Here is a 16,426-nt window from a genome sequence, read left to right as displayed (position 1 = left end):
CTTGAGGCGTCAAGATATCTCCAATGCAAATGACGTGGCTTGAAAATTGCATACATGACTGCTTCCTTGACCAAATGCCCGTCAAGCCAGCCGAAGTCGTTCAGATTGCACCGGGTTAGATGAACTTTCGCACGATTGAGATTTGGCGCCGCTAGGCTTTCATAAACGGCAGAAAAGTCCGCACTGTGGTCCTTGCCCCGTTTTCGGCCAACGTCCGCTGTTTAGAGAAGCGGTCGTTCGTTTATAGGTCCTGACCCTAGTACTGGTCTGGATAACGATCAGGTGTTTCTGGAGTGGCTTTTGCAGCGTTGTGGTACGGGGCTTTCAGCTGCTCAGGAGGAAAAAATGTTGAAACTCCTTTATCAAAAAGAACTCGGGAGATTGGATCGAACGGAAGAAAATGAGCTGGAAGCTCTGCGAAGCCAAGATCAAAGTCATTTTAGTTGTAAACGAATAATGCAGTGGAGCAGTGCTGACGATGCCCAATTGCGGAGGGACTAATTTCCCTTTTTAGTTACAACGCACAACATTTGATCTGACGTTGCTGCTCTTATGGAGCGCAAGCAACGAGGGTCGATCAATGACAAGCATTCAGGAAAGGAACATCAAACCGAGGCTGGAGTTTCTGGAACTGGCCAAGCAGCTTGGCAGCGTTTCGCAAGCCTTCAAGGTGATCTATTCGAGCCAGCTACGACAGCAGTTGATATCACTCGAAGTCAGCATTATGTGGGGTTACATGTGGGGGTGAGATGTCCCAACTGGCAGAAAGCGCAGTGATTTCAAAGAGGGTATGGTGGCCCTAGGCTCCACCAGAACCCAACAATACAACTAGATAGCAAGCATTAGAGCGGTGTGACACACAGGTGTGACACAAAATGAAGCTGCATGCGTATCTTTCACTGTCCCGACACGGCATCTACTACTTCCGTTGGCCACTGCCCGACACAAGACCAAAACCCCACACTAGACCAAGCACCACACGTAGGACCCTTCGGGTGTCTTTGCATACGAGATGCCCTAAAGAGGCTGGTACTCTGGCACGGCGTCTTGCAGTGTGCGGCGACACAATAACAAAGCACATAGAAGCATCGGGCATGAACCACGGCGAACTGCGCACCAAAGTGCGTGAGCACTTCAAGGCAATACTGGAAAAGGCAAAGGCAAGTAGGGATGAGATCGGCCCCTATACCGAGCTAGAGAAGGAACGCATCGTTGACACCATCCGCCTTCATGAGACGAACAACGAGGACTTCTGGAACTTGCTCGGCAGAGACTACGCGCGCTCGGAGCTCGATAAATTCTGCAGCTGTACCGGGGTTAAGCAGCCCAAGACGCGTGAAGACGCCTTTCTGATCTTAGGGGAGATTAAAAAGGCACAATTGGCTCAAATCAAAGCCCTGCTGGAACACGATAAGACTTTTGAGACATACGATTTTAGCACGCTGCCCAGCGCGCCTGTGAACGTCACAGAGAGGCCGGAAACTACTTCCGGCAATAGAGCCACCAAAGTTGAAAGGAAGCCTCCAGAGGTGCCCTCCAGCCCACTCTTATCCGATCTGTTCGCCGAGAGAAAGGCTGAGGCGGAACAGACCGGCCAATGGTCAGCCAAACTGGTGAACGACTATCAGACTTGGACCGACCTTTTCATCGAATTGCAAGGCGACCGTCCTGTTCTAGACTACAATAAACCGGACGCGCGCGACTTTAAGAACGTGCTGCTTGAGCTTCCTAGCAACAGGAATAAACTGCCGCAAACGATTGGCTTATCTCCGAGAGACGCCATACAAGCTGCCAAAGACCACGAATTGCCAACGCTATCGGTAAGTACTGTCAACAAAGCGTTGGGAAGGCTGCAAGGGATATGGAAGTGGGCTGACAAACAGTTGGACGAAGAGGTTGCAGACATCTTTGGGCCGATGAAGGTAGATGACAACAACAAAGCCAGAAACCAACATGACCCGTTTAGCAAAGAGCAACTTCAAACAATCTTCAAAAGCCCGCTGTTCACCGGATGCAAATCTAGACGGTTCCGCACGATGCCGGGAGATACAGACCTGAGCGATACCAGTTGGTTTTGGCTTCCACTGCTCGGCTTATGGACTGGCGCACGACTGAACGAGTTGTGCCAACTGAGCGTTGAAGACATCGACCAAGAAGAGGGCATTCCCCTAATCCGGGTCCAAGAGGGGGACGAAGACCAACGTGTCAAGTTCGGCAAGAGCAGGATCGTTCCTATACATCCCGAGTTAGTTCGACTTGGTTTCTTACAGTTCGTTCAGGCGCAACGAGATGCAGGCGCGACGCGGGTGTTCCCAGAACTAAAAGTCGGGGCCATGGGCTACCACTCAGAGCAGGCCAGCAAGGACTTTAGCCGCTACATCAAAAGTATAGGTGCAAAGACGCGTAAGACTTCGTTCCATTCTTTTCGCCACACCTTCAAAGACGCCTGTCGTCATTCTGGCATGCAACCAGACATCAATGACATCCTATTAGGCCATACGTTGCCCGGTATGGCGGGACGCTACGGCGACGGCAATGTACCCGTTCAAGTGCTTTTCGAGGCAATGTGCAAGGTTAAACATAAGGACCTGTCCCTGCACCACATCAAGGGTTATCCTTAGAAATACCCCGGCTTTCTGCATGCCTTCTTAACTGTATGGAGGTCTGGTTACGCTGTGACGCTTGCAGCGGGCTCGTTGGGAAACTCATCCCAAGTCCGCCCTTCGAGAGTGCGACCAGCCTTTTTCTTGTTAACACCGCCCCACTGTTTGAAATGAAAAGCGACTGACGCACTTGTGCACTGGTCTCTAATCTCTGTAACCCAGCCCTCTTCCATGGCACGCGCGCCGGGACCACTTTCGCCTCCAGCTATGACCCAGTCGATCCCGTCCAAGTCCAAGTTTGGTAAGGGGCCAAGCAATGGCTCTAAGCTCAAGAACTTTGTTCGGGCAGGCGACGCCCTCAGCAGATCAATACGAAAAGCATAGTCCACACTCTCTACACTGACACCCATCCAAACATTGTCAGGCCAGAAAGCTTCGTCGGAAAACTCAGATAGTCGCTCAGGGCGCTTGGTAAGGACTTGGTAGGTATGCTGCTGAGTGTTGCGCATCGTTTCAAACACTGAGGCGATAAACTCTGCAGGCACATCTTCGTGAAACAAATCCGACATTGAGTTAACAAAGATCATACGCCCAACTTTCCATTTTTGGGGCGCCTTGAGCGAATTTTGGTCCACTCTTATCTTACCATTCCACTTTGCTCGCCCCCCAGTCACTCTGGTCAGCCCGGCGTATTTCGGTTGTCCCATCGCCTCAAGCCTTCGCGCCATGCGCATAGCATAACAATTTGTGCAGCCTGGAGAGATCACCGTGCAGCCCGCCACCGGGTTCCAAGTGGCTTCTGTCCATTCTATTGAAGAGTTGTTTGCCATCATGTCACCTGTGGAAAGTGTATTGTTACGTGCTCTGCGTAGGTCCCAGGCCTGCGGTTGCTCTTATTTGTGCTCACAGTTATTTGCCCGTCTGCCTCCAACTCCTTCAAAATCAGCCGGTAGTGTTTTTCCATATAGGGCCTATCAACGCTATGCTCCTCGTAGAGCCCTTTGAACTTAATAGAACGGCCTGCAAAGTAGCGTGGTAGCTCAGTCTTGAGCTTGCTCATAGGCTGGTTCAAGGAGAACAAAAGCGGCATGGAAGCATCTGCCAGAGAATAGGCAAAGGACGCAACACCTTGGTCTTCCGTGGAACTGGCGCTTGCCATTATTGACTTCATCACATTGTAGCCCCGAAAGTGCTTAGACACGAAGATGAGTTTGTGTGTTGTCCTGTTCCCGGTCTCGTTGCGGAAGGTGAATGGCAGGACGAAGGTGCCTCCCAAACTCTTTATCTCGTTTGCCAGTTCTTCGAGTATCGCCGCTTCCCTTAAAGCGGGCTCCATTCCCGGCAAGATACTACGCAACTTGTCAGCCCTTGCTTCGCTAAAGAGGCTGTCCATGTGCTGTTTGACTTTAGCATTGGTGATGCCAGCGTTAATCCGCGCGTAGTTAAAGAAGAAAACGCAGTCGCAACCCCAGTCTTTTATTACGCCCCTGATAATGTTGCGCGACAAACCCCGGTATCCGAACGGATCAATGAATGAAAAAGTCGGCTCCAGCTTTACTTTATTGTAGTGTTTGGCTGCTTCCTCATCGACATCGCCACAGGTAATAATCGGAGGGTGGCGAAGTTTCTGGATGCCGGGGAGCTTTCTGATCTCCTCAGACAGCGTTGTCGTGTTACCGACCTCCACATCATTAAAGAATGACACCAGATTGGCCGCAATTTTGTGATCCTTGATTGCCGTCTCTAGCACCAATAACGGGGTTGACGCAGCGCCGTCTCTGTACCGGCCCGGTCCGGCGTAAAGGTCAATGTAGTTGATATTGTTGCCAAACTTTTGAGCAGAAGGGATGATCACGTTTGCCCAAGCAGCAAAGTAGCTCGACACAATTTTAGCCTTTATCTCTGACGCCTCGCTACGCTCTTCAAAAAATTTCATTCAAAATACCCTATATCTTCTTTCATTTGATGTTGGGACAGAAGGGGAACAAACGCAACCCTCGGATGGTATCGATTTGGAAGCAATCTACTTTTTCGGGATGGAATTTTTCGGCACATTTTTTTGAGCAGATACTTACCTATTACCCGATTATCGTTTCCCCCGTGGGGGTGGCCTTTGAAAGCTTCGACCAAGCCTGCACTCGCGCAATATCAGTTGCCGTACCAACCGCTGGTATCTACTCCGAAGGACACTTCTGCGTCTGCAATATTGGAAGGGTCATCAACTGGAACATCGAAGGTACATACAAATGGAAAGCTGTGTCCTAGTTCCGCTCCATCGCCTTTACGTCGATCAGAGTTCGATCCCCATTGCAGGGTGACCTCAATGTCGCCGGAAACTCTGTAGTGAACAGTCGCGTGATCAATGCTGTCGACTGTCGTGCTCATCGGGCATATGTCATCTATGGTGTGGTGTGTGGCGAGCTCATCGACATCTAAGATAGTCTCCGAGAGCATACTTTGCACCGCACTCTCATCTAGGCTGTCAACTAACGGCACAATGAGTGCGCGGCGGCTTTCATGGTATGTTGTTAGTAGTTCCTCGACTGCGTCCAGCGTAGCTTTGGCCTCTGCCTCTTGCGCTGCGATGTCGACTATCAGGGTGTCGGAGCGACCGTGTACATGCTTGCTAAGGTTGTTGAACGCTTTGACTAACCGAGCACGCATTTCCTGTGGCTTCAGTTGGAATTCTTCCGTTACGTATTCATCAGACAGACCTCCCTGTAACCAATATTGTATTCGTTGCGCTCGCACTGGCCCGTTCGTGTTTGGTACCGGTTCGTACCAACTACAATTCACTACCTCTTCTTTTGGCGCTAGCGGTCCCATGATGTGTTCAAACAGCATGCGTACACTTGTTGAAAAAAGGTTGAGACGCAGCGGGTTATTGGTGTCGCCTAAAACCCCTGCGGCCCCTTCTAGCGTAACGTGAACAAAGGGGTCTGGTGCGATGGCCTTTAGACCAATCAGTCGCTGCTCAAGCGTTCGAGAGCCCCAATCCGACCCGTTAACACTGCCGCTCATATCTGTGCCTCTATTCCGATTTTCTGTTGATAGCCGACCAGCAGGCCAACTTTCCGATCAAGTCGCACACTTGGGTGAGGAATTGAAGCCGCAGTCTGCCAATAGTTGTGCAAATGTTCTCCGAATACTTGCGTCCCGTGGTTCGGACCCACGTCCGTCTCACTGAGCCCTGCCTCAGCGACACGACTGGCGCACATGCAAATTTTGTCTCACAGATATTGACTTTGCTTTTTGAGACAGTATGTATCCCAATATTTAAAACTTTGTGAGACGGGGCAGATCATGCTTGTTGGCTATGCTAGGACTTCCACTTTGGATCAAACGGCTGGGCTTGATGCTCAACTACGGGAACTGGAAAAGGCCGGGTGCGAGAAGGTATTTACCGAACAGGTATCCTCAGTGGATGTGAGAGCGCGTGAGAAGCTCACAGAGGCGCTCAACTTCATCCGAGAGGGTGATCACCTAGTAGTCACCAAACTGGACCGTCTGGCGCGCTCTATGGCCCACCTGATGGAAATCCGCAGCCAGCTTGATGCCATTGGGGCGCACCTAACGATCTTGGGGTTAAGTCTCGACACTTCCACTGCCCAAGGCAAGCTGATGTTGAACCTGCTGGGAAGCGTGGCCGAGTTTGAGCGTGAGATTATGCTGGAACGTCAGCGTGAAGGAATTGCCAAGGCCAAAGCTGCTGGGAAATACAAAGGGCGTAAGCCAACCGCGTTGGCGAAGTCGGGCGAGGTGCTTGCTCTGGCAGGTAATGGCATAGGCGCTACAAAGATAGCTCAAGACCTCGGTATCAGCCGCGCATCGGTTTACCGGATATTAAGTAAAGGCCCACGCTGACGGCCTGCATTCCGGGGCAAGATTGTCCCGATTTTTTATGGGTGGACTATTGCCCATCTGAAAATGCAAATGTGTGCGCTCATGTAAGATAATCTATCTTCTTTGTAATCTTGTGTGAATTTATGCTTACCTTGGCTTATCCCTCCCTCCATTGACAATAAAACCGGACAGATTGCATTTACTGAATGTGTCATCTGTCTGCCGCTGCACGGTTATGTATTAGATTATATCAGATGTATATACAATGCGGTCCGGTATAGCTTGTGTATATACTTAGTATAGATGCTTAGTTAATACCTTAGTATAACCCTTAGTATGCTGTACTTAGTATATCATCTGTATTCACACTCTGTGGCTCTGGATAGATGATCTAAAGTTGATACATGGATACATACAAAAGCTGTGCAAAGAATAACTTGGCGTACTGTACAGCATGATACCTAGTATGCTTTCCAGAGCATAGCACATTAAGACTTTCATAGTATGCTTCGTAGTAAACTATCCGGTGTGTTATCCGGTATATTATAGATTACCAAATCACTTGATACTTGCCGTTCAGTTACTGAATAGGTTAGCTCAGCAACAAATAAGTTTCATTGCATAGTACGTACACCTTACAGATAGTTAACTCATCTATCTGTTTTTATTAATATTAATAGTACACCCGATAATGAATTGCAGTCAAAGACGCGCAGTCATCAGCAGCCTCCCAACCACACCAGATTGTCTGCATTGAGTATGATCCTCGGTGTCCAGTACGTCACTCATCCTCCTCGCCATTGTTATCTGCCTGATGTGCACTGAGCCGCTCTGATAGAGTTTGACAGTCTAATCCCCAGTATTGCCAGAATTGCACACACATTAGATAGCTTAGTGTAGCTAGACAGATATCTGCAGAGAGCCTGTACACCAGTATACGTAATTCAATGAACTATGCGAGTTGACGTGTACCCTTACACATTGGGTAGCGTGTGCAACCCAAGAAACGCTCGCCCGTTCGGCGGTTTTGCCGCTCTACCATGGGACTGCGACAACGCGGGCAGGCGTTTTCTACGACTGCCAGCTTCTTCTTTATGTGTTTTGTGTGTTTGACGTGGGTGATTACACCCGGCTTGAGGCGTTTGCTGTCGAGTAGTTGAGCGAGTTCATCTACTTCACTTTGGCTAAATACTTCGATGGTTCTGAAGCGTATCAACCCGACAATCGGACGAACACCGCTGACGACATTCGCTGGCATTGCTGTTTTAAACGTGCTGCTACCGACGAAAGCCACGATACCGTGTATCTTGTATTCCTCGATATTCAGTGAACTTTGAACTGCTTTTATGTGAGCATGGTTCTGGCGAAGCGGGTTCTGTATGCGCCATTTTTTACCATAGATTACTTGGGTCCATCGAGCTTGGTCGGCATCTCCGAAAATCCAACCCTTTAGATTTTTCGTCTCGATTACAAAAACTCCAAAACGAGACAAGACTAGATGATCGATCTGCGTCGTTCCGGAACGTGTCGGCAGGGTAACATTTTTTAACACTCGGTATTCGTTGGCATCCAACATGCGCTTCAGCACTAAATTGACTTGAAATTCTCCAAACCACCCCTTGAACCTTGCCGAGGTTAGGAGCCAATAAACGAGAACCAGTGCCAGCGGCCACAGGTTCAACAATTCAGTTTGCGAAGCTTGCATTCACCACACCTTGTGTCGTCGCTCACGCACCCGATGATAACGGAATGTTTCCTGCGCCACCACATGACGTGATAGGGCACACATGGCACCATGATAGTCAGCTACTGTTCGATTACACCAAACTGGATGAGGCAGACGCGCTTGCCGCACACTGCACCAAAGGCTTCAACAGTGGTATGCCGGGCTTGGAGCGCACCCTGACCAATGAAGACATATGGCACGTACTCGCCTATATACGCTCCACTTTGCCCGACGGTGTTCAGCAAATGCGGACCAGTCGCAACCTTCCCCAACAGTAGAAGGCTGTAGGCCTATTGTAGGCTTGGATATACACAGTGCAACGTAGGAGGTTGTGCACTTCAAAGTGTGACACTATGGTGAGGCACACTACAAACCAACACACTACAATAGCGTTTACTATCAGTGCATTAGGTGCTCGGCGGCGTTTCCCCTAGGCTCCACCAAAACCTTTCACGATACTATCGGCGTAGTTGACGTAAGACTTCGATATGCGGCCAGATGTAGTTGCGCGCACATCAGAGCGACAAGTCAGGCGCAGTCCGCGATACTTCATGAGAACTGCGGTGACCGGATCGATTGAAATCAACAAGCAGTTTTTCAACATTCGGGAAGCGATCAAAGAATGCAAAACGCATGGTCTCGACTGCTTGGATGTTCTGGCATCGTACCTGGTATTCAGCCTGAAAATCGTTTTGGTTTCCACTTAAATCCTGCGCGGTGTCATTGGCCTGCCCCAGCCCGACGGCTGACAGCGTGACATTGGCCACCGCAGTGAAACATCCCGCTTCATCAGCAACCACAAACAGTTTCAGCGGTTCGGACAGATCGGAAATCGCCACTGCAATCGACGTCTGGGCTGCACTATTTTCTGATGGGTTTTCAGGCCCGAGAATCTCTGTGGCTGGCAGGTTTAGTGACACCGAAAAAGCCGTATCTGAAAACACGATTTCCATGCGGCCTGTGCCGGTTTCCTGCGTAAAAGCCTCATCGGGAAGCGACAAAACGACCCCAGACATCAGGGTCAGATAGACAGCAGGACTTCTCATAATCGGACACCGCCCAACAAGGAATCACGTGTTATTTACTACGAAGTTTAAGGTCAGGCACAGTCTTGGCCCTTGCGCGCAATCTTAGCTCAATTTGGCCGAAAAGCCGAGATTGAGAAAAGCGATTGGGCGGGTCGTTCCGAGTAAAAAAACTTGGATTGACATAACTGACTAATTCACTCAGTTATTGCGCCGGACGCGTCGCCGACGACGCCTGTGAATTTGTTTCTGACAGGAAGATGTCACCCAAATGACCCGATTTTTTACCGCCACCAGCATTCTGACCTTCGGCATAGCCTCTGCAGCCAGTGCAGCGGATGCGCCGTCGAAGGCTGATGTTCTGAACACCTACGCCAACATCGCCGAAGCGAAATACGATGACAGCCTGATCGCGGCCAAAGCGCTGCAAGAAGCCGTGAACGCCCTGATCGCTGAGCCGTCGGATGCCACGCTGAATGCAGCCCGTGCAGCCTGGATTGCCGCTCGCGTTCCGTATCAGCAGACCGAGGTTTACCGTTTCGGCAATGCGATCGTCGATGATTGGGAAGGCAAGGTGAACGCATGGCCACTGGATGAAGGGCTGATCGACTATGTCGACGCCTCGTATGGCGGTCCGACCGATGAAAACGAATTCGCCGCGCTAAACGTGATCACCAACCCCTCGTTCGAACTTTCAGGTGTAGCTATCGACGCCAGTCAGATCACCCCGGAATTGCTGGGCGAGACATTGCACGAGGCCGACGGGATCGAGGCGAACGTTGCCACGGGCTATCACGCGATTGAATTCCTGCTGTGGGGACAAGACCTGAACGGCCACGGTCCGGGCGCAGGCAACCGTCCTTACACCGACTATGTTCAGAGTGACGACTGCACCGGCGGCAACTGCGATCGCCGCGCTCAGTACCTGAGTGCCGCAACCGACCTGCTTGTCAGCGATCTGGAGTGGATGACCACGCAATGGGCCGAAGGCGGCGAAGCACGCGCAGCGCTGACCGCTGATGAAACTGCGGGCGTCTCGGCCATCCTGACCGGCATGGGATCACTGTCTTATGGTGAACAGGCTGGCGAGCGCATGCGCCTCGGCCTGATGCTGAACGATCCCGAGGAAGAACATGATTGCTTCTCGGACAACACCCATAACAGCCACTACTACGATGGCTTGGGCATTCAGAACATTTATCTGGGAAGTTACACGCGCATCGATGGCACCCCGGTGTCCGGTGCCTCGTTGTCTGACCTGGTGATCGCATCTGACCCGGCACTGGACGCCGAGATGAAGACCAAGCTGGCCAACACGATGCAAGCTTTGGGGCGGATCAAGTCAACCGCCGAGGCCGGTTTTGCCTATGACCAGATGCTCGAGCGCGGCAACGCAGGCGGCGAACAATTGATCATGGGTGGTGTCAACGGTCTGATTGATCAGACCCGAAGCATCGAGCGCGTCGTGACCACTTTGGAACTGGATCAGATCGACTTCGAAGGATCCGACAGCCTCGATAACCCAGACGCGGTATTTCAGTAAGGACCACGTAGGCGCTACTAAGGCCGGATGCATAAGCAAAATCATGCGTCCGGCCTGCCGGTCACTGCAATTTCGACTGGACCCGGATTATAAAACTGACTAATTAAGTAGGAAATATTCTGAGCACAGATTCGCCATGATCGTATGCCACTGCACAAACATAACTGATCACGATATCCGGGCCGCAATCGACTGGATGCGGACCTCGGACTCGGAGGCGATCATCACCCCCGGCAAGATCTACCATGCCCTTGGAAAATCAGCGGATTGCGGCGGATGCATGCCGCTTTTTCTGGACACGATGAGATCGAACGATAATCTGGAAGTACCCATCCAGCTTCGTGCGTTGCGCACCGAGGCATCACAGGAGAGTGCAGATGAAGGGCGATCCCAAGGTCATAGACTATCTCAACAAGTCTCTGCGGCATGAGTTGACAGCCGTCAGCCAGTATTGGTTGCACTATCGCTTGCAGGAGGACTGGGGCCTAGGCCATATGGCCCAGAAAAGCCGCGAAGAATCCATCGAAGAAATGGGGCACGCAGACAAGCTGATTGAACGCATCATCTTTCTGGAAGGCCATCCCAACCTGCAGAAACTTGACCCTCTGAGGATCGGTCAGACCCCCAAGGAAACGCTGGAATGTGATCTTGCCGCCGAACATGACGCGCGAACCCTGTATGTCGAGGCACGCGAATACTGCCGTGAGGCAGGTGACTATGTATCGATGTCCCTGTTCGAGGAACTTATCAGCGATGAAGAGGGCCATATTGACTTCCTCGAAACACAGCTCGACCTGTACGAAAGGATCGGCGAAGCCAATTATGCGCAACTCAACGCATCGAAAATGGACGAGGGCGAGTAGTCTCGTTGCCCTATCGGTGGCCGCTCTTGCGGCCACGCAATCCCCCGCAGCAGAGCTGCAAGATCTCCACCTGAATTTCGAACCCCGCACCAAGGATGAACGCGCGCGTATCGCCGGCGTCGTCGCTGCGCCCACCGATTTCAGCACTCCGCAACCCTACGAGGAACTGTCTGCCGGGGCCGCCACCGTTCGCGCCCGGACCGATGCGGATGCGTTCTCTCAGCCCTCAGCCAACCTGAGTTTTGAGCAAGAGCTGGACTTCAAGGTCGGCAACGGATTGTTCAAGAAAATCTGGGTATCTTCTCCGGCGTCGACACTCGCGTCGGATGGTCTGGGGCCGCTTTACAATGCGCGATCATGCCAGCGCTGCCATATAAAGGACGGGCGCGGGCATACGCCCAACGGCCCGAATGAGAACGCGATCTCGATGTTCCTGCGCGTGTCGATCCCCGGTGGCGCAGACTACGCCGAGATCGAAGATTACATCGCCACACAACCCGAGCCGACCTATGGCGGTCAAATGCAGGATTTTGCCCTGCCCGGCCACCCGGCCGAATACCGTTTGGACATAGTGTACGAAGACGTGCCCGTTACCCTTTCAGATGGTGAGGTCGTCACACTGCGCAAGCCGACCTACACCGCGGCTGACCTGGGCTACGGCCCGCTGCACCCCGAGGCGATGCTCAGCCCGCGCGTGGCGCCTCAGATGATCGGCCTTGGGTTGCTTGAAGCCATCCCGGTTGAAGATTTGCTGGCTAATGCCGACCCCGAGGACGAGGATGGTGACGGGATTTCAGGTCGTCCGAATATAGTGTGGGCGATCGAATATGGCGCGCCGATGATCGGGCGGTTCGGGCACAAGGCGGGAATGCCCACGATTATGGATCAATCTGCCTCGGCTTTCGCTGGCGATATCGGAATCTCCAACCCGCTTTATCCTGCAGCCCATGGCGATTGTACCGCAGCACAGATTGAGTGTGTTGACGCAGTGCATGGCGATGGTGATGACCGCGTGTTTGAGATCGGCCATGAGGGGATGGACCTTGTCGCCTTCTACAGCCGCAATCTGGGTGTCCCGGCGCGACGTGATGTGGATGACCCGCAGGTGCTGCGTGGAAAGCAGGTTTTTCACGACTCAGGCTGCGCATCATGTCATACGCCCGCCTTTGTCACCCATCGTATGCCGGACCGGTCGGAACACAGCTTTCAGCTGATTTGGCCCTATTCGAATCTGTTGCTGCATGACATGGGCGAAGGATTGGCCGACAACCTCCCCGAGGGCCGCGCGACGGGCCGCGAGTGGCGCACACCCCCGCTGTGGGGCATTGGGTTGACCAAGCAGGTCTCAGGTCATACCCAGTTTCTGCATGACGGCCGCGCGCAAACGCTGCTGGAAGCCATTTTGTGGCACGGTGGCGAAGCACAGGCAGCCCGCGACAAGGTGGTTGCCATGCCCAAACCTGACCGCAACGCCCTGATCCGTTTTCTGGAAAGCCTTTGACCTATGCCCGCCCAGCGTAAATTCGGCAAATCCTGTCACATAGATTACACTTGGAAGAATCAAACTGCTGCCGTATTGGCGGGCGCTGAATTGGCACCCTCACTTTAAGGACCAACTTGATTGAAACAGACGCCCGACGCACCGCATTCCATCTACGGGGTTGATAAATGGGGCAAAGGCCTCATTGAGGTAACCGAACATGGGGAAATCGGTCTGCGCAATCCCATGGCACCCGAAGCGGCGGCGATCAGCCTGCCCGGTATCCTGCGTGATCTGGACCAGCGCGGCATCAAGGCACCAATGGTTTTGCGTGTGTCATCCTATCTACAACACGAGATCGCACACCTGAACGAAAGCTTCAGCGACGCCATCGCGCGCGTCGGCTACAAAGGCAACTATCGCGGCGTCTTCCCGATCAAGGTGAACCAGCAGGCGCAGGTCGTGGACCGCATCGTCGAATTCGGGAAAAAGTACAATTACGGTCTGGAAGCTGGTTCCAAACCCGAACTCGTGGTTGCGCTGGCCCACCGTCTGGCCCCTGAGGCGCTGATCGTGTGCAACGGTGTAAAGGATGCCGAGTTCATCCAACTGGCAATCCTCAGCCGCAAGATCGGTTTCAACACGGTCATCGTTCTGGAAAGCCCGAAAGAGGCCGATACGGTGATCGAGGTCTATAATGAGCTGGGCATCGAACCCCTGATCGGGGTACGAGTGAAGCTGACCAACCAGATCAGCGGTAAGTGGGAAGAAAGCTCGGGCGACCGTTCGGCCTTTGGCATGAACACAGACCAGCTTGTCGCCACGATCGACAAGCTGCAAGCAGCAGGTCTGCTGCATTGCCTGAAATTGCAGCACTCGCATCTTGGGTCTCAGGTGCAGGACGTCAACGATGTGCGCCGCGCGGTGGGTGAGGCGTGTCGCTACTACACCGAAATGACGCGCGAGGGCGTGCCGCTGACGCATCTGGACCTTGGTGGCGGCATGGGTGTCGATTACACCGGCGAGAAAAAGGCGGCCGAGAACTCAATCAACTACACGGTCGAGGAATACTGCGCCAACGTGGTCGAAACCGTGGCCTATGCAATGGATGAGGCCGAAGTGGACCATCCCACGCTTGTCACCGAAAGCGGGCGCGCCGTGGTGGCGACATCTTCGATGCTGGTCTTCAACGTGCTGGAAAGCACCCTTTATGATGCACCAAACGGCCCTAGGGTGGAGGCCGAAGATCATCATCTTGTTTCCGATCTGGCGGCTGTTCATGGGTACCTCAGCAGCGACCGGCTACAGGAATGCTGGAACGATGCCACTTTCTATCGCAACGAATTACGCGCCCTGTTCCGGCGAGGATACGTAGACCTGCGCCAGATGGCCCGCGCCGAACGCATCTACCTGTCACTCATGGCCCGTCTCAAGGCGCTGGCTGCAACCGATGGTCTGGAAACCGATGTGGACGAGCAGCTTGAGAAAGTGGCCGATATCTACCACTGCAACTTCTCGCTGTTCCAATCGCTGCCCGATGTCTGGGCCATCGACCAGTTGCATCCCATCGTGCCGCTTCAGAACCTGAACCAGACACCTGATCGCCGTGCAGTTCTGTCCGACATCACCTGCGACAGCGATGGCAAGATCGACCGGTTTATCCTGGCCGACGGTGTGTCGCCCAGCCTGCCGGTGCATTCCCTGCCCGAAGACGATGAATACTTCATGGGCGTCTTCTTTGTCGGCGCCTATCAGGAAACGCTGGGCGATCTGCACAACCTGTTCGGTGACACCAACGTTGTCACCATCGACCTGCGCCCTGACGGTGGCTTTGACCTGCTGCATGAACAAGAGGGCGACACGATCAGCCAGGTCCTGTCATATGTCGAATTCGACCCACAGGACTGTGTTGCAGCTTTCCGCAAAATGGTGGACGAGGCGATCTCGACCGGTACTCTGATGGCCAAGGATCGCAAAACCCTGATGGGCGCGTATCGCGACTCGATCAACGGGTACACCTATTACGAATAACCCCGGCGAAAGGAGATTTTTCCCATGGGTAAAACACTGGTTGTCGGCGCGGGCGGTGTATCGCACGCCGCCGTGCATAAGATGGCGATGAATTCGGACATCTTTACCGAAATCACTCTGGCAAGCCGAACCAAGGCAAAATGCGACGCGATCGCCAAATCGGTGAAAGAGCGCGTGGGCGTGGATATCAAGACCGCCGAACTGGATGCCTACAAAGTTGCCGACACGGTCAAGCTGATCAAGGAAACAGGCGCCGAAATCCTCGTAAACCTCGCCCTGCCCTATCAGGATCTGGTGCTGATGGACGCGTGCCTTGAGGCCGGCATCCACTATCTCGACACCGCGAACTATGAGCCCGAGGATGAGGCCAAGTTCGAATACCACTGGCAATGGGCCTATCAGGATAAGTTCAAGCAGGCGGGCCTGACCGCCATCCTAGGGTCGGGCTTTGATCCGGGCGTTACATCCGTCTTTGCGAAATGGCTGAAAAAACACAAGCTGGACACGATCCGGCAGATCGACGTGCTGGACGCCAATGGCGGCTCGAACGATCAGGAGTTTGCCACCAACTTCAACCCGGAAATCAACCTGCGCGAAGTTCTGGCCGAGGTCCGCCACTGGGAAGGTGGCGAATGGAAACACTCCCCCGCCATGACCCACAAGGTCGAGTTCGACTTCCCCGCCATCGGCCCCAAAAACATGTACCTGATGTATCACGAGGAACTGGAGTCGCTCTCGACCCACTTCCCCGAGATCGAGCGCGCCCGCTTCTGGATGACCTTCGGGGACGCCTATATCACCCACGCCAAAGTGCTGCAGAATGTTGGCATGACCCGCATCGATCCGGTGATGCATGACGGCAAGGAAATCATTCCGATCCAGTTCCTGAAAACCCTGCTGCCTGATCCGGGCGATCTGGGCGCGGAAACCAAGGGCAAGGCCTGCATCGGCGATATCGCCACGGGTCAGGCCAAGGACGGCTCGGGCGAGAAGACCTATTACATCTACAACATCTGCGACCACGAAGAATGCTATGCCGAAGTCGGCAGCCAGGCCGTCAGCTACACCACCGGCGTCCCCGCTATGATCGGCGCGGCGCAGGTGCTGAAAGGCAACTGGACCGAACCAGGTGTGTGGAACATGGAACAGCTCAACCCCGATGATTTCATGGATATGCTGAACGAACATGGTCTGCCCTGGCAGGTCCACGAGCTCGACGGCCCGGTCGAATTCTGATCGCCCAGGACGGTCTGCACGACCGCCCTGTTTCATCTGGCCAAAAATATCCCGGGGGGTTCGGGGGCAGAGCCCC

15 protein-coding genes are annotated in these 16,426 nt (G+C 53.3%); 10 read left to right on the top strand and 5 right to left on the bottom strand.

Going from position 1 to position 16,426, the window contains the following annotated elements; genetic code table 11:
• Positions 1–580: 580 nt before the first annotated feature.
• Positions 581–748, top strand: coding sequence for a hypothetical protein (locus LCM21_RS17315; protein WP_224891722.1), 168 nt, complete (start codon positions 581–583; stop codon positions 746–748).
• Between the two features lie 346 nt (positions 749–1,094).
• Positions 1,095–2,621 (top strand): site-specific integrase, encoded by a 1,527-nt coding sequence (locus LCM21_RS17310; RefSeq protein ID WP_224891721.1) that lies wholly within the window; start codon positions 1,095–1,097, stop codon positions 2,619–2,621.
• A gap of 47 nt (positions 2,622–2,668) precedes the next feature.
• Here LCM21_RS17310 and LCM21_RS17305 read toward each other — a convergent pair whose 3' ends face one another.
• The 3 genes from LCM21_RS17305 to LCM21_RS17295 form a co-directional block, all read right to left on the bottom strand.
• On the bottom strand, positions 2,669–3,436 hold the full coding sequence (locus LCM21_RS17305; RefSeq protein WP_224891720.1) for a DUF5131 family protein: 768 nt from the start codon (positions 3,434–3,436) through the stop codon (positions 2,669–2,671).
• Positions 3,433–4,539 carry a three-Cys-motif partner protein TcmP gene (locus tag LCM21_RS17300; RefSeq protein WP_224891719.1) on the bottom strand — a complete coding sequence of 369 codons (1,107 nt, stop codon included), beginning with the start codon at positions 4,537–4,539 and terminating at the stop codon, positions 3,433–3,435. The genes LCM21_RS17305 and LCM21_RS17300 overlap by 4 nt, the downstream gene beginning before the upstream one ends.
• A gap of 212 nt (positions 4,540–4,751) precedes the next feature.
• The gene (locus tag LCM21_RS17295) at positions 4,752–5,624 is read right to left on the bottom strand and encodes a pPIWI-associating nuclease domain-containing protein (RefSeq protein WP_224891718.1); all 873 of its coding nucleotides are present in this window, start codon (positions 5,622–5,624) and stop codon (positions 4,752–4,754) included.
• Positions 5,625–5,906: 282 nt separating this feature from the next.
• On the opposite strand from LCM21_RS17295, the gene LCM21_RS17290 reads away from it, so the two are divergent.
• Complete coding sequence (locus LCM21_RS17290) at positions 5,907–6,467, top strand: recombinase family protein (RefSeq protein ID WP_224891717.1); 561 nt, start codon at positions 5,907–5,909, stop codon at positions 6,465–6,467.
• A 931-nt stretch (positions 6,468–7,398) separates the two neighbouring features.
• Here the strand turns inward: LCM21_RS17290 and LCM21_RS17285 are convergent.
• Positions 7,399–8,151 carry a nuclease-related domain-containing protein gene (locus LCM21_RS17285; protein WP_224891716.1) on the bottom strand — a complete coding sequence of 251 codons (753 nt, stop codon included), beginning with the start codon at positions 8,149–8,151 and terminating at the stop codon, positions 7,399–7,401.
• A 44-nt stretch (positions 8,152–8,195) separates the two neighbouring features.
• Here LCM21_RS17285 and LCM21_RS17280 point away from each other — a divergent pair, with 44 nt between their 5' ends.
• Positions 8,196–8,450, top strand: coding sequence for a cytochrome c (locus LCM21_RS17280; RefSeq protein ID WP_224891715.1), 255 nt, complete (start codon positions 8,196–8,198; stop codon positions 8,448–8,450).
• A 237-nt stretch (positions 8,451–8,687) separates the two neighbouring features.
• On the opposite strand, the gene LCM21_RS17275 is transcribed toward LCM21_RS17280, so the two are convergent.
• Positions 8,688–9,218 (bottom strand): ZrgA family zinc uptake protein, encoded by a 531-nt coding sequence (locus LCM21_RS17275; protein WP_224891714.1) that lies wholly within the window; start codon positions 9,216–9,218, stop codon positions 8,688–8,690.
• Positions 9,219–9,468: 250 nt separating this feature from the next.
• Between LCM21_RS17275 and LCM21_RS17270 the strand changes: the two genes are divergently transcribed.
• From LCM21_RS17270 to LCM21_RS17245, 6 genes are all read left to right on the top strand, one after another.
• Positions 9,469–10,740 (top strand): imelysin family protein, encoded by a 1,272-nt coding sequence (locus tag LCM21_RS17270; protein WP_224891713.1) that lies wholly within the window; start codon positions 9,469–9,471, stop codon positions 10,738–10,740.
• A gap of 136 nt (positions 10,741–10,876) precedes the next feature.
• Entirely contained in the window at positions 10,877–11,170 is a 294-nt protein-coding gene (locus LCM21_RS17265) for a (2Fe-2S)-binding protein (RefSeq protein ID WP_082677527.1), read from the top strand.
• A complete protein-coding gene (gene bfr / locus LCM21_RS17260) occupies positions 11,118–11,603 on the top strand; it encodes a bacterioferritin (protein WP_224891711.1) in 486 nt (161 codons plus the stop codon). Before LCM21_RS17265 ends, bfr begins: the two co-directional genes overlap by 53 nt.
• On the top strand, positions 11,563–13,104 hold the full coding sequence (locus LCM21_RS17255; protein WP_263619045.1) for a di-heme oxidoreductase family protein: 1,542 nt from the start codon (positions 11,563–11,565) through the stop codon (positions 13,102–13,104). The genes bfr and LCM21_RS17255 overlap by 41 nt, the downstream gene beginning before the upstream one ends.
• A gap of 120 nt (positions 13,105–13,224) precedes the next feature.
• Complete coding sequence (speA, locus tag LCM21_RS17250) at positions 13,225–15,114, top strand: biosynthetic arginine decarboxylase (protein ID WP_224891710.1); 1,890 nt, start codon at positions 13,225–13,227, stop codon at positions 15,112–15,114.
• A 24-nt stretch (positions 15,115–15,138) separates the two neighbouring features.
• On the top strand, positions 15,139–16,350 hold the full coding sequence (locus LCM21_RS17245; RefSeq protein ID WP_224891709.1) for a saccharopine dehydrogenase family protein: 1,212 nt from the start codon (positions 15,139–15,141) through the stop codon (positions 16,348–16,350).
• Positions 16,351–16,426 lie beyond the last annotated feature (76 nt).

Origin of the sequence: Ruegeria profundi (genome assembly GCF_020171505.1) — a bacterium.
GTDB lineage: Bacteria > Pseudomonadota > Alphaproteobacteria > Rhodobacterales > Rhodobacteraceae > Ruegeria > Ruegeria profundi.
The sequence above is the reverse complement of the archived record's forward strand: the minus strand, read 5'-3'. Positions and strand labels throughout refer to the sequence as shown.